Genomic DNA, 18695 nt, shown 5'->3' with positions numbered 1-18695 from the left:
TCGTACTTCAAACTCCGCACTTTTTTTACATTCCCGTTCTAATGGCTTCTACCGGATCTAATTTTGAAGCTGAAATTGCCGGAATTATTCCCGAAATTAACCCGATTACTGCTGAAACTGCAAAGCCTACAAACATATTCCAGGAAGAAAGCACAAACTCAAAGTCGCCGGTAAATTGTGAAGCCGCGATAGAACCCAACCAAACCAATCCCAATCCTACAAGACCGCCAATAACAGCAAGGATTACCGCTTCAAATAAAAATTGAAAGAGAATAAATTTATTTTTGGCTCCCAAAGATTTTTGAATACCAATTAAATTGGTTCGTTCTTTAACACTCACAAACATAATATTGGCGATTCCGAAACCGCCCACCAGTAATGAAAATCCGCTAATTATTAATCCTATAAAATTCAGCTGGCCGGTTATATTATCTATAAGATCAGCAAAACCCTGAAGCTGGTTTACAAAGAAATTATTGATATCCCCGGGTTTAATTCCGCGGTAATTACGCAATTGCTGCTCAAGTACAGCCATATATTCCGCATTATCAACATCATCTTCAGGCTTTAAAATCAATTGAGGAAAAACGCCTTTATTATTATCACCATAAACTCTTCTCACAATATTTGCAGGTACGAATACCTGCCCATCGCGGGAACCGCCAAACAAACTGGCACCCTGTTTTTTGAGCACACCAATAACCGTAAGTTTTCTGCCATATAAACGCACCTCTTTTCCAAGAGGATTAAGTCCGCCAAAAAGGTTATCTGCAATTTCGTGCCCTAACACAATTACAGGAGAACCACTAACCGATTCAGATTCGTTAAAAAACCGGCCTTCTTCCAGTTCCAGCGCTTCAATATCGTAATATTCGTGGGTAATCGCACCAACACCAACACCGGTACTGGTAACATCCTGGTATTTTATAGATTCATCTGGAACGCCAATGGTAAAACTTATAGATTCTGTATTGGGTAAATTTCTTTTTAAGAATTGATATTCATCGTAAGAAACATCTGGAAATTGCTGCCGCTTCCATTGTGGAATATCGGTTGGGCCAAAAGAAAAACGCATCACAATAATGGTACTGTTATCTAAAGCGCTTAAACTTCCTTTAATTTCGCGTTCTAAAGAATCTACTGCGGCAAGTACACCAATAATGGAAAAAATTCCAATAGTAACTCCAAGCAAAGAAAGAAATGTTCTTAACTTGTTGTTTTTAAGCGCGTTTATCGCAAAATTAAAACTCTCCCTAAGTACGCGTAAATATATCAGCATAATAAATAAAGCTCGGGACAGACCCACGAAGCGTTAGATTGTAAAATTAAAACATTCTGCAAGCCGGACACATTTAAATCTTATTGCACCAGTAAATAAACCAGTGATTTTTATGTGCTTAGTGGTATGACGCCCGTGTTTAAATTTCGTTACAAAATTTCTGTATAAATAAAGTAAATGCCTTTTATGTTTTTGGGTTAAATACTTACTTTTGCCACTTTAACAAACACAACACAATGAGCGACTTAAAAAAAGCAAAATCTGCTTTAATATCTGTATTCAGCAAAGACGGCCTGGAACCCATCGTAAAAAAACTGAACGACCTGGGAATCACCATTTACTCTACCGGAGGCACCGAAAAATTCATTAAAGATTTAGGCATTGAAGTAGTTCCCGTAGAAGATGTAACTTCTTATCCTTCAATTTTAGGCGGAAGGGTGAAAACGCTCCACCCAAAAGTTTTTGGCGGAATTTTGAATAGACAGGATAATGAAGGTGATGTAAAGGAACTTGCTGAATACGAAATTCCGCAGCTAGACATTGTGATTGTAGACCTTTATCCGTTTGAGAAAACCGTTGCTTCGGGAGCTTCAGAACAGGATATCATTGAAAAAATTGATATTGGCGGAATTTCACTAATTCGCGCTGCGGCAAAGAACTTTAAAGATGTACTTTGCGTTTCTTCGGTAGAAGATTATAAAGATTTTGAAAATTTACTGGAAGAAAAAAATGGTGAGACCAGCCTTGCCGACCGTAAACTTTTTGCCGGTAAAGCTTTTAATATTTCCTCACATTACGATACGGCAATTTTTAACTATTTTAATACAAATGGGGAAGTAAAAGCCTATAAAGAAAGCATCCAAACCGGGAAAGAATTGCGATATGGTGAAAACCCACATCAGCAAGGAACTTTTTACGGAGATTTTGATGCCATGTTTAAAAAACTGCACGGAAAAGAACTATCTTACAATAACTTATTGGATGTTGATGCAGCGGTAAACCTCATTAACGAGTTTAAAGGTGAAGCACCAACTTTTGCTATTTTAAAACACAATAATGCTTGTGGTTTAGCGCAACGTGATACGGTTCACCAGGCTTATGTAGATGCTTTGGCGGGAGATCCTGTTTCAGCATTTGGAGGAGTTTTAATTAGTAATGTTGAAATTGATAAAACTACTGCTGAAGAAATTCATCAATTATTCTGCGAGGTGGTAATTGCTCCTTCATATTCCAATGAAGCCGAAGAAATTCTGAAAGGAAAAAAGAATAGGATTTTATTAATTCAGAAAGAAACTAAACTTCCGCAGCAACAAGTGAGAACTTGTTTAAATGGGGTTTTGGTTCAGGACAAAGACAATAAAACTGACGCTTTAGAAGATTTAAAAGAAACCACGAACAATAAACCAACAGATGCTGAGTTATCTGACCTGTTGTTTGCTTCCAAAATTTGCAAGCATACCAAATCGAATACCATCGTTTTAGCAAAAAACAAGCAATTGTGCGCCAGCGGCACCGGGCAAACTTCTCGTGTAGATGCTTTAACACACAGCATAGAGAAAGCAAGATCTTTTAAATTCGATTTAAATGGAGCCGTTATGGCCAGCGACGCGTTTTTCCCGTTTCCTGATTGTGTAGAGATTGCTGGAAATGCAGGAATTTCGGCAGTAATCCAGCCTGGAGGATCTATAAAAGACCAGCTAAGTATAGATTATTGCAACGAAAATAATATAGCTATGGTGATGACGGGAACACGCCATTTTAAACATTAATTTTATTACATTTACCAAACCTCAATACCAAATAAACCATGGGATTTTTTGACTTTCTCATTGAAGAAATAGCGATAGATTTAGGAACTGCAAACACACTTATAATTCATAATGATAAAGTGGTGGTTGACAGCCCCTCAATTGTTGCACGAGACCGTACTACGGGAAAAATAACCGCAGTAGGGAAAGAAGCTGCGATGATGCAGGGAAAAACCCATGAAAACATTAAAACCATTCGCCCGTTAAAAGACGGAGTAATTGCCGATTTTGATGCCAGTGAGAAAATGCTCACTATGTTCATTAAAGAAATTCCGGCACTTAAGAAAAAGATGTTCACCCCGGCTCTTAGAATGGTAATTTGTATTCCATCGGGAATTACAGAGGTTGAGATGCGTGCGGTAAAAGAAAGTGCAGAGCGTGTTAATGGAAAAGAGGTTTACCTTATTCACGAGCCTATGGCTGCTGCAATTGGTATTGGCGTAGATATTATGCAGCCCAAGGGAAATATGATTGTTGATATAGGTGGTGGTACTACCGAAATCGCGGTGATTGCCCTTGGCGGAATTGTTTGTGATAAATCGGTTAAAATTGCAGGAGATGTTTTTACCAACGATATTGTGTATTATATGCGTACGCAGCATAACTTATATGTTGGAGAACGTACTGCGGAAAAAATAAAAATACAGATTGGTGCGGCGACTGAAGATTTAGAAGTTCCGCCAGAAGAAATGAGCGTGCAGGGGCGTGACCTTTTAACAGGAAAACCCAAGCAGGTAAATATTTCTTATCGTGAAATTGCCAAAGCTTTAGATAAATCTATTTTAAGGATTGAAGATGCAGTAATGGAAACCTTATCGCAAACCCCACCAGAACTTGCAGCCGATATTTATAATACCGGTATTTATCTTGCCGGTGGTGGCTCTATGCTTAGAGGTTTGGATAAAAGGTTATCTCAAAAAACAGATCTTCCGGTTTATATCGCCGAAGATCCTTTAAGAGCCGTGGTAAGAGGAACAGGAATATGCTTAAAAACCCTTAATCGTTACAAGGGAATTTTGATAAAGTAGGAGAAGTAGTTTTATGCAGCAAATTTTCAATTTTCTTATCCGGAATAAGAATAATATTCTATTCTTATTTCTGCTTGTATTAGCTGTATTTTTTACGATTCAAACCCATTCTTTTCACAAAAGCAGTTTTATAAGCTCAGCTAATGGGCTAACAGGCGGCATCTATTCCTGGGCCAACGATTTTGATAAGTATATGCATTTAGATGAGTACAACGAGCGCCTTATGGAAGAAAATAAGCAGCTTAGAAATGTACTTACGAATTTAAACGATACAATTTCCGTAGAAAATTATACCGATACTACCACTTTTGATGGCACTTATTATTTTAGAACCGCAAGGGTTATCAATAATAACTACGCCAAACCCAACAACTTTTTAACCTTAAACCAGGGAAAAGAAGCGGGAATAAAATCTGAATTTGGAGTAATTACAAGTAAGGGAGTAATTGGAATTGTAGACCGTGTGAACAGCAGGTTTTCACGGGTAATTTCCATATTAAATTCAGATTCTCAAATTAACGCCCAGTTAAATAAAACCAATCATTTTGGAAGTTTGATCTGGGATGGCAAAAACCCTAATATCGTTCAACTTATTGATGTACCCCGGCAGGCGCCCGTTAAAGAGGGCGACACCATAGTTACCGGTGGGAAATCTTTAATTTTTCCTGAAGGTATTCCTATTGGTAGTATTGAAGATTTTAAATTGGATCAAAGCGAAAGTTATTACAATATTAATGTTAGGCTTTTTAACGATATGACCAATATTGGTTATGTTTATGTAATTGAAAACCTGGAGCGGGAAGAAATACTTGAATTAGAGCAGGAAGATGAACAATAGTATTTTAAAAAATATCATCAGGTTTGTGGGATTAGTATTTATACAGGTATTAATTCTTAACAATATTAATTTTCTAGGCTACATAAACCCTTACCTGTATGTTTTATTTATTTTACTTTATCCTTTTAATGGTAATCAGAGCTTGTTTTTAATTCTGGCTTTTCTTTTGGGTTTCAGCATAGATCTTTTTGAAGATAGCGGCGGAGTTCATGCGGCGGCCTGTGTAGTTATTGCTTTTATAAGGCCAAATTTGCTGCGATTTTCTTTTGGAATAAGCTATGATCACCAAAATTTAAGGCTTTCTACAACACCTTTTGGAGCTAGATTAAGCTATATTTTTATTAGTATAATTATTCATCATTTTATCTTGTTTTTCTTGGAAATGTTCAGCTTAAGTCATATAATAATAGTCCTCAAAAAAACGTTATTTTCAGGGATCTTCAGTGTTGTTATGATTATGCTAAGCCTTATTGTTTTCAGTAAAAAATATAGATGAGAAAATTACTTCTTTACATTATTATTCTTACCACCGGCATTATTTTTCTTGCCAGGTTGTTCTATTTGCAAATAATGGACGATTCTTTTGCGGTAAGGTCTCAGGATAATGCTATAGAAGTTGTTTACGATTATCCGCAGCGCGGTTATATTTCAGACCGAAACGGGAAATTGATGGTTTCTAACCAGCCTTCTTACGATGTGATGGCTATACCGCGAAACCTAAAGCCTTTTGACACAACTGAATTCTGTGAAATTCTAAGCATAGAACCGGAAGAATTAGGTAGACGGTTAGATAAGGCCAAGATCTACTCCCCTATTCTTCCGTCGGTAATTATTCCTCAATTAACAAAATCGGAATACGCTTATTTACAGGAAAAAATGCGAAAATATGAAGGTTTTTATATCCAAAAACGTTCTTTAAGAGATTACCAGGTAGATCACAGCGCCAATGTTTTGGGTTATATTACCCAGGTAAACCAGAAAAAAGTCAACGACGATCCATATTATATTTCTGGTGACCTAATTGGAAGAAGTGGGGTGGAATCGGTTTACGAAGAATTACTGCGAGGCGAAAAAGGGGTGAAATATATTCAAAAAGATAGATTCAACAGGGACATTGGCCCATATAAAGACGGAATTTACGACACACTTCCCACCAAAGGAAAAGATATAAACATAACTTTAGATGCCGAATTACAGGCGTATGGGGAAAAACTAATGGAGAACAAACGAGGGGGAATTGTAGCTATAGAGCCTGAAAGCGGGGAAATTCTTTCCCTAGTAACCGCTCCTAATTACGACCCTGCGCTATTAGTAGGCCGAAAAAGATCACCAAACTACACCAGACTTTATTATGATTCTATCGCTAATCCTCTTTACGATCGCGGACTCTTAGCTGAATACCCTCCCGGATCTCCATTTAAAGCTTTAACCGGCTTAATTGGGCTGCAAGAAGGCGTAATAGATACAGATGATAGGTTTTCCTGCAACAATGGTTATAATTACGGAGCCAGGCGTCCTTTGGGTTGCCATGCTCATCCCAGCCCCCTGGACCTTGTGCCGGGTATCGCGAACTCCTGTAATTCATATTTTGCACAGGTTTATAGAAAAACAATAGAAAAATTTCCCACTCCTCAAGAAGGGATTGATACCTGGAATGCGCATCTAAAAAGTTTTGGCCTTGGTCAGTTTATGGGAAATGATCTTAGCACAGGAAGACCGGGTAAAATTCCTGATGCCGATTATTATAACCGAATTTATAATTACCCAACCTATAAATGGTATTCTACTGCCACCATATCTAATGCTATTGGCCAGGGTGAAGTTTTGACGACACCAATTCAATTGGCAAATATAACGGCAACTATTGCTAATCGTGGCTGGTATTATACGCCGCATATTTTAAAAGCAGTTGAAGGTGACCCTATAAAAGAGGAAAAATTTACTGTAAAAAATATAACAACCGTAGATACCAAACATTTTGACCCTGTAGTTGAAGGAATGCACCAGGTTTACAAAAATGGTACTGCGAGAAGCTTGCAAATACCCGGAATTGAAATCGCCGGGAAGACGGGAACTGCAGAAAATTTCACGAAAATTGACGGGAAACGCACCCAACTTACAGATCACTCAATCTTTGTAGCTTTTGCGCCGGTAGATAATCCAAAAATAGCCATTGCCGTATTTGTGGAAAATGGATATTGGGGAAGCCGCTATGCGGGAAGAATTGCCAGTCTAATGGTTGAAAAATATATTAAAAAGGAAATTACCAGAACAGACATGGAAGACTGGATTTTAAGTCACAGTCTTGAAGAAGAATACGCCAAACCATTAAGTGGGGAACCTTTTATAATAAATCGGTAAATGAGTAAAAGCGTAGCAGGATTCGATTGGATTACTATTTTTATTTACCTTTTATTAGTTGGCTTCGGATGGGCCAATATTTATTCAGCTTCATTGGGATCTGGCAGCCCCATTGATTTTTATAATATGGATGCTCCTTATAGCAGGCAAGCCCTGTTTATTGTTTTAAGCATCTTCCTTATAATTTTAATACTCTCTATTGAAGCAAAATTTTATCAGCGTTTTTCCAGTGTAATTTATGCAATTAGTCTTTTAAGCTTAGCAGGATTATTCGTTTTTGGAAGTACGATTGCTGGTCAAACAGCCTGGTACCAAATAGGCCCCGTTAGCATTCAACCGGCAGAGTTTGCCAAAGCAGCCACAGCATTAGCCGTTGCTAAATATCTAAGTGGCATACAAACCAATATTAAAGATTTTAAGCATCAATTAAGGGTCTTTTTAATAATTGCACTTCCAATGATTTTAGTGCTCTTACAGCCCGATGCAGGCAGTGCGATGGTGTATTTCTCATTTGCTTTTGCCTTATATAGGGAAGGGCTACATTTCGCCTATTTATTACTCGGGTTTTTCGCCGCTATTTTATTTGTGGCTACCCTGGCGTTTGGTCCATTATGGGTGATTGGCGGAGTGTTATTAATTGCAATATTGGTTTACCTTAAAAACCTGAAAAGAAGACCTAATATTCTAAAATATTTATTTTTTGCCGCAATTGCAGTAGGATTTTCACTTTCGGTAAATTATGTGTTTGAAAACGTATTTAAACAGCATCACCGGGATCGATTCAACATTGTATTAGGAAAAGAAGTAGATTCTCGCGGAATTGGCTATAATACCAACCAGAGTGAAATTGCTATAGGTAGCGGTGGAATATTCGGAAAAGGCTGGACAGAAGGGACACAAACCAAAGGTCATTTTGTACCGGAACAACACACAGATTATATTTTCAGTACTGTAGGTGAAGAATGGGGCTTTTTAGGCAGTACGTTTATTCTTGCCCTGTTTGTGCTGCTTATGCTGCGCCTGCTTTTTATGGCAGAACGGCAACGCTCAACATTCAATAGGGTTTACGGTTATGGAGTAATTGGGATAATCTTTATGCACTTCCTGGTAAACATAGGTATGGTTATAGGCATTTTTCCCACCGTTGGTATTCCGCTGCCATTTTTAAGCTACGGCGGCTCGGGGCTTTGGGCATTCACAATTCTCCTGTTTATTTTTATTAAACTGGATTCAGACAGGATGTCTTTTTAATTACAGCGCTCTGCTAATAACAAAGCAGCTGCAACAACCAAAATGACGAGCGGATAGATATATTTTCTTTTAAGCATAGCACAAAGTTAAGCTTTTCGGAATAAAATCTTCGATAATACAGGCTTACAGATTTCAGTCTCTCTTAGATTCAGTTAACTACCTCGGAGCAAACTTACAAGGCATTCATAGAAAATAATATTTTTAATTTCGAGGCATCCTGAAAATGTTGGAACGGAGCATTAAATCTCGATTATCGAGTAAATTAGTTATAGCATAAAAAAAGCGCCTCATTGCTGAAGCGCTTTTACTTTATCCTATAGAATAATTAGTCTCTTACCTTTGCTAATTTATCTTCTCTAATATTATTTTTTCGCATATCAGATAGCACGTGAATTGCTTCCTCAACGTAAACATCTCTGTTTAAATTTTTATGCCAGCGATCTCTTTTTTCCTTTAGGATAGTATCATTTTCAAACATTTTCTCTTCATAAGGTAAAGAAGTAAAAGTCAGGTTTGTTTTATAATCGTTTATGGAATCAAAGCTTTTTGCCATTTCCTTGTTTCTTTCAGCGGTTGCCGCATATTCTTCAAAATTAAGAGAATGTGCATTATTATCGCTTTGGTCTTTAATCCATTTCGCATGCTGCTCTATACGCTTTAACTGCTCATTAGAGTTCATTCGATCTTTACTGTTTGCAATAGTTTTTTCAAAATCTACATAACCATCCCAAACTTCATATTTAGCAGGATCTATCTTATCCCAGGGTAAAGGATTATCCTGGTCTTTCTCCCCTATGTCTACAAAACTATAACGATCTGGCACCACAACATCACTTTTCACCCCTTCTAACTGGGTAGAACCTCCATTTACTCTATAAAACTTTTGGGTAGTAAGCTTTAGTGCACCAACATCTCCAAATTCATTACTTCTCAACCAACGGTTAAGATCTATAACATTTTGAACGGTTCCCTTACCATAGGTTTGTTTACTTCCTATAATAATAGCTCGTTTATAATCTTGCATTGCTGCTGCCAGAATTTCTGAGGCCGAAGCTGAAAGTTCGTTTACCAGTATTACAAGAGGGCCATCCCAAAGCACAGAAGGATCTTCATCTGAAAGAACATCTTTTCTTTGTCCGTTAGATTTGACCTGAACAATTGGTCCTTCCTCAATAAAAAGTCCGGCGATATCAACAACGGTTTTTAAAGAACCTCCACCATTATTTCTAAGGTCTAGTACAAGACCGTCCATATTCTTTTCCTTTAATCGAATAATATCTTTTTTGATATCTGAAGCAGCATTTCGCTCTTCATAATCTTCCATATTAAAATAGAACTTAGGTAGGTTTATTAAACCAAAATTCTTCCCTTCCTGCTCTACCATAGCAGTTTTAGCATAGGTTTCTTCAATTTCAACAATATCACGGGTTAAAGTGATTTCTTCAATATTACCCATTAGTTTTTTACGAACGGTTAAGGTAACTTTAGAATCTTTTGGGCCTTTAATCAGGTCTACCGCATCTTCCAGGCGCATACCTACAATACTTACAGGATCTTCTTCATCTTCCTGTTGTACTTTTAAAATTTCATCTCCTTCAGAAAGTTCTTCACTTCTCCAGGCCGGACCACCAGAAATCACTTCGGTCACTGTAATATTATCGCTTTTCTTTTGAAGACGGGCTCCAATTCCTTCCAGTTTTCCAGACATTGCAATATCAAACCTGTCTTTATCCTGCGGAGCAAAATATAGCGTATGCGGATCAAAAGATTCAACAATTGCATTTAGATACACTGAAAAGTAATCTTTACGCTCCAAATCATCTGTGAAATCATAATATTCATCTAAAGAACTTAAAGTTACCTCACGGGCATCTTTTTCCAGTTCTTCTTTAGACTTCATTTCATAATCCTTATCTTCTTCTTTTTTCATTTCTTCCTCTTCCACTTTGTCGTGATAAGTGATAAGGGTAGAAAATTTAAGTTGTTTTCTCCAACGCTCCTTTAGCTCTTCTTTTGAAGATACATACTCGGCTTCAGAAAAGTCTGTATTTATATCTTCAGCTTCAGAATAATCAAAAGGCTCTTCCAGGATTTCTTTGTAGATTTTTCGAGCTTCTTCAGATCGTTTTAGAAGTCGGTTATAAGTAAGATCAAAAAAATCAATTTCTTTCTCCTTAATCTGCTCGTCTATCTTATCTCTGTATTCATTAAACTCTTCAACATCACTGGCATAAAAGAAGCGTTTAGACCCATCTAAACCTCCAAGATACTTATCGTAAACCCCTTCAGAAAATTCATCATTAATTTCCCTTGCATCATAGTGACCTTCATTTAAAACATAGGTAATAAGGTCTATAAGAAGTTTATCTTTATTAGGATCGTCGAATTGTTTAGTAGTAAAACTACAGGAAGTAGCAGCCATTAAAAGCACCACCACCAAGATTTTAAAATTCCTTTTCATAAATAGCATAAATTTCATCATTAACAGCTCTCCAAAATACATTAAAAATTGTGCCAATAAAGCTAACAGGTAATAATAATTTGTTAAACTACTAAGATAAGGTTTCTTACTGAAATTACTATTTTAGCTCTTATAAAAAATAGGCCATGACAAAGAAAAAACCATTAATACTGGTTACTAATGACGACGGTATTACCGCTCCCGGAATAAGGACTTTAATTGAGGTAATGAAAGAACTGGGCGATGTAGTGGTGGTGGCGCCAGATAGCCCGCAAAGCGGAATGGGACACGCCATAACCATTAGCGATACTTTATTTTGTGAACAGGTTACCATTAAAGAAAATTATAAACATAAAGAATACAGCTGCTCAGGTACGCCGGCAGATTGTGTGAAAATTGCCACACAGGAAATCCTGCACCGCAAACCAGATCTTTGCGTGAGTGGAATTAACCACGGTTCAAACTCTTCTATAAATGTAATTTACTCGGGAACTATGAGCGCCGCGGTAGAAGCCGGTGTAGAAGGAATCCCCGCCATTGGCTTTTCTTTATTGGATTATTCTTTAAATGCCGATTTTGAACCTGCCCGAAAATATGTAAAAGCAATTACCCGAAATGTTATAAAAAACGGCCTTCCAAAAGGAGTGGTACTAAATGTAAATATCCCTAAACTTCCTGCTTCAGAAATTAAAGGAATGAAGGTTTGCAGGCAGGCCAACGCGCAATGGGAAGAAGAATTTGATAAAAGAACCAACCCGCAGGGACGGGAATATTACTGGCTCACCGGTAAATTTGTAAATAAAGATAAAGGCGAAGACACCGACGAATGGGCACTTGGAAAAGGGTATGTTTCAGTAGTTCCCGTTCAATTTGATCTAACGGCGCACCACTTTTTAGACGATTTAAATAATTGGGAGCTTAATGATTAAGCAAAACATTTTTATAGGATTTTTAACCGGAATTTCTGCCAATATTGGCGGCATTTTCCTCTATATCCTACTTTTTTCTGAAATGGGCATAGACGAAACCTTAGACAATGCATTTGCTGAAGGATATATTGGCAAGCTCATTGCCCTGGGTGCAATTTTAAATTTTTTACCATTTTTTGTATTCCTTCGAAAAAAACAAATCTATCACGCAAGAGGTGTACTTTTGGCCAGTATTATTGCAGCAATTACCATTTTCATTTCAAAAATAGTCTAAATGAAACCAGCTGTTGCTGAACCCAAAAATTGGCACCACACAGGAATATGAGAATAAGCCTGTGTTTAATTCCAAAATTGGGATAAAAAATTATAAAAATGAAATATTACATTATTGCAGGAGAAGCCTCTGGAGACCTACACGCCTCTAACCTAATGCGGGCTTTAAAACAAGCAGATTCCGAGGCTGAATTCAGATTTTGGGGCGGCGATCTTATGCAGCAACAGGGAGGTAACCTGGTAAAACATTATCGGGAATTGGCTTTTATGGGTTTTGTGGAAGTGCTTTTTAACTTAAAAACCATTCTAAAGAATATTTCATTTTGCAAAGAAGATATTAGTGCATTTAAGCCAGATGCCATCATTTTTGTAGATTATCCCGGCTTTAATTTAAGAATTGCCAAATGGGCTAAAGAGGAAGGTTACCAAACGCATTATTATATTTCTCCTCAAATTTGGGCGTGGAAAGAAAACCGAATTCAGGCGATAAAACGGGATATCGATCATATGTACGTAATCCTGCCGTTTGAAAAAGAATTTTATGAAGAAAAACACAACTTCCCGGTCCATTTTGTAGGTCACCCGCTTATTGATGCCATTGGCCAAAAGGATCTACCCAATGTGGAGGCAGTGAAAAAGAAATACCAGTTAGATAACAGGCCAATAATTGCAGTTTTACCGGGCAGCCGTAAGCAGGAAATTTCAAAAATGCTGGAAGTAATGTTGAGTATTACGCCAGATTTCCCCGAGTATCAATTTGTAATTGCAGGCGCACCCAGCCAGGATGCAGAGTTCTACGCTCCCTTTATTAAGCAAAAGAACATCAAACTAATAATGAATAGAACTTACGATGTGCTAAGCCTTTCTCACGCAGCGATGGTAACTTCAGGAACTGCGACTTTAGAAACTGCATTATTTAAAATTCCAGAAGTTGTTTGCTACAAGGGCAGCTATATTTCTTATCAAATCGCCCGCCGAATAGTGAATCTGGACTATATTTCACTGGTAAACCTTATTATGAATCGCGAGGTAGTAAAAGAGTTAATTCAGAACGATTTTAATACGAAAATGCTCAAAAAAGAGTTTAAGAAGATATTGGATGAAGAACATCGCACCAAAATCTTTAAAGATTATTTTGAATTAGAGCAAAAATTAGGTGGGAAAGGCGCCAGCGCAAAAACCGCCCAGCTTATTGTTGAAGCGATTAAAAATTGATCTATGCAGAAAGTTTTTAAGTTCCTTTTTTTAGGCTTTTTTCTTATAAGCCTTATTTCTTGCGGAAGCTCACGCTCAAAGGTTATTACCTCTAAAAGTGAAAGCAATCGCACTAAAAGAGTTTCGCATTCGAGAAATACTGAAATTGAACCTGCCAGTAAAAAAGTTTATAACGTTATTTCAAAGGCTAAAAGTTTTGAAGGTACACGTTATAAATATGGTGGCACTACAAAGCGTGGTATGGATTGCTCCGGACTTATTTACACATCATTTTTAGAGGAAGATATTGCTATCCCAAGAACTTCTCGTGCGATGTCTTTAGAAGGTGAACGCCTTTACATCAAACAGGTAGCTCCCGGAGATTTACTTTTTTTTGAAACTAATAAAAACCGAAAAGTAATTAACCATGTAGGTTTGGTGGTAGAAAGAGAAAGCGAAAAGATTTATTTTATCCACTCCTCTACCTCGCGCGGGGTTATTATTTCTTCACTTTCTGAACCTTATTGGAATGGTACTTTTGTAATGGCACGTAGAATTTTATAATTTTTAGTATCTTCAAAAGATAATTGCCGCCCCAAAAAATTAAATAAAGGGGATGCAATTTCTGAATTTCACCATAATTAAACTCTCATTATTCCTTATTCTGGGAATAATCACCGGATTTTCGTTTGAAATTCCCGGGACTCCGCTTTTTATATTTTTAGGTGTTCTCTTTTTAATTTTTTGTTCAGCATTTTTAAGAGCGCGTAGAAAGTTATTTGACGATGTTTTCTTCGGAATCTGTACCTGGAGTTTAATTTTCACCCTGGGAGTTCCAGTAACTTATCTTCATCAGCCAAAAAACCAGGCAAATCATTATATAAATATTGAAAATCCTGACGCTGAAATAATCCAAATTCGTATTACCGAAAGTCTTAAACCGAACCTTTATTACGAAGCCTATATTGCTGAAGTAGAAAAGGTTTTTTCAGAAGAAAAAATCATACCGGCAAAGGGAAAAATCTTATTAAGTATTTCAAAAGATTCTATTGAAAGCAAGTTAGAACCGGGAATAAAGCTGCTCGTTCCAAATGAGCTTAAAAACATTGCTGAACCACTAAATCCCTATCGCTTTAATTATCGAAACTATATGCAAAAGCAAAGGGTAGAAAAGCAATTGCAATTGAATAAAGCCGAAATTCAAATTTTACCGCATACAGAAAAGAGGCTGCTAACTAATATTTCTAATTTCAGGGAGAGATTAATACAAAACCTTTTTGAAACTAAATTTAATAAAGATGAATTAGCCATAATGCAGGCCCTATTATTAGGGCAGCGGCAGGATATTTCAAAAGAGATTTACGAAGAATATGCTGCAGCGGGAGCCATTCATATTTTAGCGGTTTCAGGACTTCACGTGGGGATTATTTTACTCATTTTAAACTGGCTTTTTAAACCGCTAAATCTCTTAAGAAACGGATTAATATTAAAAACGCTGCTGCTTATTGTATTAATGTGGGGATTTGCAATTTTGGCAGGACTTTCGCCATCTGTAGTTCGGGCGGTGACTATGTTTTCCTTTATCGCTATCGGGATGCAAATGCGCCGAAAAACCAGCGTTTTAAACAGTTTGTTTATTTCGCTGTTTATTTTGTTGCTTATAAATCCTTATTTTATTTTTCAGGTGGGATTTCAGCTGAGTTATCTTGCGGTTTTTGCTATTGTGACCATTCAACCTAAATTATTTAAGCTCTGGAAACCAAGGTTTAAAATCACAAAATACTTCTGGGGATTATTGAGTGTGAGCATCGCGGCACAAATTGGAGTTTTACCTCTAAGTTTATTCTATTTTCATCAATTTCCGGGTTTATTTTTTCTTTCTAACCTGGTAGTTTTACCGGTTTTGGGAATTATATTAGGATTAGGTATTTTGGTTATTGTACTCGCTTTTCTAAATTTTCTCCCCGATTTTTTGGCGAATACCTATGGAAAGCTAATCAGTTTAATGAACCAATTTATAGGTTGGATCGCAGAAAAAGAAGAATTTGTTTTTACCGATATTCACTTTAATATCTGGCAAAATCTCAGTGCGTACTTATTGATTTTCTTTTTTATTCTTTTAATTTATCAAAAAAGCTTTAAAAACCTTGTTTTCTTTCTCTGCGGAATTCTTTTATTCCAGGGAAGTATGCTTTATAGCAAAATACAAAATTCATCTTTAGAGATTATTATTTTTCACAAACCCAGGAAAACGATGATTGGTATTCAGAAAGACGAAAAGTTAATTCTTTATCATAATTTAGAGGATGAGATTCAGGAGGAAATTCGGCTAAAAGACTACAAAACTGGAAGCAATATTCATAGTATTGAAGAAAAGATAATTCCTGATATCTTGAATACTTATAAAGCTTCAGTTTTAATTGTTGACAGTAGCGCAGTTTACAAGTTAAACAATTTTGAGCCTGATGTGGTATTACTTCGGAATTCTCCTAAAATCAACTTAGAGCGGCTAATTAGACGTTTAAATCCAAAGATAATTATTGCAGACGGAAGCAACTACCATAGTTATGTATCCCGCTGGGCAGAAACCGCCCAAAAACAAAAAGCCCGTTTTCACCATACTGGTAAAAACGGGGCTTTTCGCATCTCTACTGAACCTTAAGGTCCACTATCAACTAACACTTAAATTTTACTCGATAATCGAGACTGAAACGCGCTGCGGTTGGCCTCGAAACCGAAATGTTTTATTTAAAAGAACCTTCAAAATTCTCCTGGTATTCTGCAAAAGCTTCTTTTGAAGTCATTTTTTTATATTCATCTTTCGCAAAAAGCTTCAGATAAAGTTCCAATTGCTGTGGGGTTCTGTAGCCGGGAATTGGAGCAAGTAATTTAGCTTCCTCGTCGAAAAATACGAGGCTGGGATAACCCGTAATTTTTAAAGCCCTGGCAAGCTGGTGCGAAGAATTTCTGCCTTTCTTTTCGGGATCGTATTGCGGGTTTTTAAACACCTGTCCTTTAAAATCTATTTCCTCGGGACCTTCAGCATTAAACTTTACCGGGTAATAATTTTCGTTTACAAATTCAATTACATCATCGTTTGTAAAAGTGTTTTTATCAAGCATTTTACAAGGGCCGCACCAAACGGTGTAGGCATCCATAAAAATCTTTTTAGGTTCTTTTTCCTGTGCTTCCAGAGCCTCGTTCATACTCATCCAGTTAATTTCCTGTGCCTGGCTATTAATTCCTATAAACAGAAGAAATATGGTAATTACTCTAATCATGTATCACTTTTAGAATGATTGTAAAACAAAAAACGTTCCTAAAATTAAAGAACGTTTTTTGTTTCAACTATTTTAAGAATTTTTCCTATTCCTTTCGGTATCTGCAATTTCATATTGCTCCTGCTCCAGCATTTCCCGCTCGTTATCTTCAGCACCGTGTGTTAATCGCTTTAAAGGTTTCAACATAAAAATCACAATTAGTCCAAAAATGGTTGTGAATATAGTAATTCCAATAAAAGTTCTAAATTCTAACTGGGTTTGTACTTCTTCGATCACAAAATCACCATAATACCCTACTTTATCTTCCTCCTGCCTAAAATTAAGCATAACGTGGTAGGGATCCTGTGCGGTTACTCCTTCCTCTTTTAGATTTTCTACGATCTCTAACTTTTGGTTTTCGTTCTCAAATTCTATAAGCCCCATTACCGGTGTCTCAGATTCCATATTAGTTACCGCAAGCTCATTATTCTCCAGGTAAACAAACCCATTAAACGTAAAGTCATTTTTATTCTGAAGTATTGTATCGTTTAATTGCAATCTATTAGCTACATCACTACCCTCTGTGCTTAACTGGACAGTAGCGGGTTCTCCTTGAGAGAATTCACCAATAAGTCCTGCCATTTTGTTTCCAAGTCCTGTAGCAGCAAAATAAACACCCATCATAAGAGAGGCATATTTTACCGGCGCCAGCTTGGTAATAAAAGAAAGCGCTACAGGAGAAGAACATAATTCTCCAATGGTATGCAGTAAGTAGGCAAGTACCAACCAATACATGGCCGATTTACTTTCAAAAGCAGTATATTCTTTTGCGGCTATGGCCATAAATAGAAAGCCAAGCCCCATAATAATTACACCTGTAGACATTTTAAAGATTGAGGAAGCTTCTTTATTCTTCAACTTTCTTTTTGCCCAGAAATTTGCAATTATTACTCCAAAAATAATGATAAACATGGCATTTAAGGACTGAAACCAGGTTGCCGGTACCTCATTACCAATAAGCGGTAAACTAAAAGATAAAGTACGGTCCGTTTTATCGGCTGCATAAATATTCATTAATCCTCCGGCTTGCTCAAAAGCTCCCCAAAAAACAACTACAAGCAGGAAAGATAAGATCATTACCACATATCTGTCCTTCATAACCTGCGTAGTAAGGTCTTTATACACCATAAGCATCAAAGCAACTACAAGAGTTAAGAAGATAAACAATAAACCAAAAGGTATAGATTCTGCAATAAGCACATAGATAGAACCAATCATCAAAACTGATGTGATAACCAACTGTAAAGGAGATTTTAATAGTTCGCTAAACATGTTGCTAAGCGAAGCACCTTCACTACGTTCTACTTTAGATAGAAGGTTTCCGACATTGATTAAGTATTTTTGTCCCCACCAATAGACTATAAGACCAAGAGCCATGGCAATCCCTGCAAGACCAAAACCATAATGCCAACCTATATTTTCACCTACATAACCAACGATTAAACTGGAAAGAAAAGCACCAAGGTTAATCCCAATATAAAAAATAGTAAAACCTTTATCCCTTCTAATATCACCTTCTTTATAAAGCCCTCCAACCATGGTGGATATGTTGGGCTTAAGCATACCAACCCCCACAATAATTAGAAGCAGTCCTGTATAAAAGGCCCACATCTCTTCTACAGCAAGTATCCCATGTCCAGCGACAAGAATAATACCACCCCACAATACAGTTTTCTTTTGTCCTAAAAGTTTATCGGCTATAATCCCACCGGGAATGGACGCTACGTAAACCAGCATTGTATACCAGCCATAAAGCGCGATGGCTTCACCACCAGTCCATCCAAGACCTGCATTACCACCGGTTGTGGCGCTTACTAAATATAAAACGAGGATTGCACGCATTCCATAATAGGAAAAACGTTCCCACATTTCGGTGAAGAATAAGATGTAAAGTCCTACCGGATGCCCAAAAAGTTCTTTTTGGGGCGCTCTGTTTGTTGCTGTTGCCATTTA

General features: G+C 37.1%; 14 protein-coding genes. 10 read left to right on the top strand and 4 right to left on the bottom strand.

The window, feature by feature from the left end:
- Window positions 1-25 precede the first annotated feature (25 nt).
- Entirely contained in the window at window positions 26-1279 is a 1254-nt protein-coding gene (locus B5488_RS14420) for an ABC transporter permease (protein ID WP_079735907.1), read from the bottom strand.
- Between the two features lie 236 nt (window positions 1280-1515).
- Between B5488_RS14420 and purH the strand changes: the two genes are divergently transcribed.
- The 5 genes from purH to rodA all read left to right on the top strand — a co-directional run bounded on the left by purH (window position 1516) and on the right by rodA (window position 8565).
- Window positions 1516-3048, top strand: a complete 1533-nt coding sequence (purH, locus tag B5488_RS14415) for a bifunctional phosphoribosylaminoimidazolecarboxamide formyltransferase/IMP cyclohydrolase (protein WP_079735906.1) — start codon at window positions 1516-1518, stop codon at window positions 3046-3048.
- 38 nt (window positions 3049-3086) lie between these two features.
- Entirely contained in the window at window positions 3087-4115 is a 1029-nt protein-coding gene (locus tag B5488_RS14410) for a rod shape-determining protein (protein WP_057482684.1), read from the top strand.
- Window positions 4116-4128: 13 nt separating this feature from the next.
- Window positions 4129-4953: a rod shape-determining protein MreC gene (gene mreC / locus B5488_RS14405; protein WP_079735905.1), complete on the top strand. Its 825-nt coding sequence runs from the start codon at window positions 4129-4131 to the stop codon at window positions 4951-4953.
- A 492-nt stretch (window positions 4954-5445) separates the two neighbouring features.
- Window positions 5446-7314 carry a penicillin-binding protein 2 gene (mrdA, locus tag B5488_RS14395; RefSeq protein ID WP_079735903.1) on the top strand — a complete coding sequence of 623 codons (1869 nt, stop codon included), beginning with the start codon at window positions 5446-5448 and terminating at the stop codon, window positions 7312-7314.
- Window positions 7315-8565: a rod shape-determining protein RodA gene (gene rodA, locus B5488_RS14390; RefSeq protein ID WP_079735902.1), complete on the top strand. Its 1251-nt coding sequence runs from the start codon at window positions 7315-7317 to the stop codon at window positions 8563-8565.
- 325 nt (window positions 8566-8890) lie between these two features.
- Here rodA and B5488_RS14385 read toward each other — a convergent pair whose 3' ends face one another.
- Window positions 8891-11026 carry a carboxy terminal-processing peptidase gene (locus B5488_RS14385; protein WP_079735901.1) on the bottom strand — a complete coding sequence of 712 codons (2136 nt, stop codon included), beginning with the start codon at window positions 11024-11026 and terminating at the stop codon, window positions 8891-8893.
- A 146-nt stretch (window positions 11027-11172) separates the two neighbouring features.
- Between B5488_RS14385 and surE the strand changes: the two genes are divergently transcribed.
- The 5 genes from surE to B5488_RS14360 all read left to right on the top strand — a co-directional run bounded on the left by surE (window position 11173) and on the right by B5488_RS14360 (window position 16084).
- The gene (surE, locus tag B5488_RS14380; RefSeq protein WP_079735900.1) at window positions 11173-11955 is read left to right on the top strand and encodes a 5'/3'-nucleotidase SurE; all 783 of its coding nucleotides are present in this window, start codon (window positions 11173-11175) and stop codon (window positions 11953-11955) included.
- Window positions 11948-12229 (top strand): hypothetical protein, encoded by a 282-nt coding sequence (locus B5488_RS14375; protein ID WP_079735899.1) that lies wholly within the window; start codon window positions 11948-11950, stop codon window positions 12227-12229. The genes surE and B5488_RS14375 overlap by 8 nt, the downstream gene beginning before the upstream one ends.
- 98 nt (window positions 12230-12327) lie before the next feature.
- Window positions 12328-13443 (top strand): lipid-A-disaccharide synthase, encoded by a 1116-nt coding sequence (gene lpxB, locus B5488_RS14370; RefSeq protein WP_079735898.1) that lies wholly within the window; start codon window positions 12328-12330, stop codon window positions 13441-13443.
- 3 nt (window positions 13444-13446) lie between these two features.
- Window positions 13447-13986, top strand: coding sequence for a C40 family peptidase (locus B5488_RS14365; RefSeq protein ID WP_079735897.1), 540 nt, complete (start codon window positions 13447-13449; stop codon window positions 13984-13986).
- A 52-nt stretch (window positions 13987-14038) separates the two neighbouring features.
- A complete protein-coding gene (locus B5488_RS14360) occupies window positions 14039-16084 on the top strand; it encodes a ComEC/Rec2 family competence protein (RefSeq protein ID WP_079735896.1) in 2046 nt (681 codons plus the stop codon).
- An 82-nt stretch (window positions 16085-16166) separates the two neighbouring features.
- Here the strand turns inward: B5488_RS14360 and B5488_RS14355 are convergent, their stop codons facing one another.
- Window positions 16167-16703, bottom strand: coding sequence for a thioredoxin family protein (locus tag B5488_RS14355; RefSeq protein WP_079735895.1), 537 nt, complete (start codon window positions 16701-16703; stop codon window positions 16167-16169).
- Between the two features lie 72 nt (window positions 16704-16775).
- Window positions 16776-18692 (bottom strand): peptide MFS transporter, encoded by a 1917-nt coding sequence (locus B5488_RS14350; protein WP_079735894.1) that lies wholly within the window; start codon window positions 18690-18692, stop codon window positions 16776-16778.
- Between the last annotated feature and the right edge of the window lie 3 nt (window positions 18693-18695).

The organism is Salegentibacter salegens, assembly GCF_900142975.1.
Classification (GTDB): Bacteria; Bacteroidota; Bacteroidia; order Flavobacteriales; family Flavobacteriaceae; genus Salegentibacter; species Salegentibacter salegens.
The sequence above is the reverse complement of the archived record's forward strand: the minus strand, read 5'-3'. Positions and strand labels throughout refer to the sequence as shown.

Excerpts from the sequence above, each read along its gene's own strand:
- B5488_RS14360 (WP_079735896.1), top strand. The coding sequence starts at position 14,039 with ATGCAATTTCTGAATTTCACCATAATTAAACTCTCATTATTCCTTATT.
- mrdA (WP_079735903.1), top strand. The coding sequence starts at position 5,446 with ATGAGAAAATTACTTCTTTACATTATTATTCTTACCACCGGCATTATT.
- B5488_RS14350 (WP_079735894.1), bottom strand. The coding sequence starts at position 18,692 with ATGGCAACAGCAACAAACAGAGCGCCCCAAAAAGAACTTTTTGGGCAT.
- mreC (WP_079735905.1), top strand. The coding sequence starts at position 4,129 with ATGCAGCAAATTTTCAATTTTCTTATCCGGAATAAGAATAATATTCTA.
- B5488_RS14385 (WP_079735901.1), bottom strand. The coding sequence starts at position 11,026 with ATGAAAAGGAATTTTAAAATCTTGGTGGTGGTGCTTTTAATGGCTGCT.
- B5488_RS14375 (WP_079735899.1), top strand. The coding sequence starts at position 11,948 with ATGATTAAGCAAAACATTTTTATAGGATTTTTAACCGGAATTTCTGCC.
- B5488_RS14420 (WP_079735907.1), bottom strand. The coding sequence starts at position 1,279 with ATGCTGATATATTTACGCGTACTTAGGGAGAGTTTTAATTTTGCGATA.
- surE (WP_079735900.1), top strand. The coding sequence starts at position 11,173 with ATGACAAAGAAAAAACCATTAATACTGGTTACTAATGACGACGGTATT.
- rodA (WP_079735902.1), top strand. The coding sequence starts at position 7,315 with ATGAGTAAAAGCGTAGCAGGATTCGATTGGATTACTATTTTTATTTAC.
- B5488_RS14365 (WP_079735897.1), top strand. The coding sequence starts at position 13,447 with ATGCAGAAAGTTTTTAAGTTCCTTTTTTTAGGCTTTTTTCTTATAAGC.
- B5488_RS14410 (WP_057482684.1), top strand. The coding sequence starts at position 3,087 with ATGGGATTTTTTGACTTTCTCATTGAAGAAATAGCGATAGATTTAGGA.
- B5488_RS14355 (WP_079735895.1), bottom strand. The coding sequence starts at position 16,703 with ATGATTAGAGTAATTACCATATTTCTTCTGTTTATAGGAATTAATAGC.
- lpxB (WP_079735898.1), top strand. The coding sequence starts at position 12,328 with ATGAAATATTACATTATTGCAGGAGAAGCCTCTGGAGACCTACACGCC.
- purH (WP_079735906.1), top strand. The coding sequence starts at position 1,516 with ATGAGCGACTTAAAAAAAGCAAAATCTGCTTTAATATCTGTATTCAGC.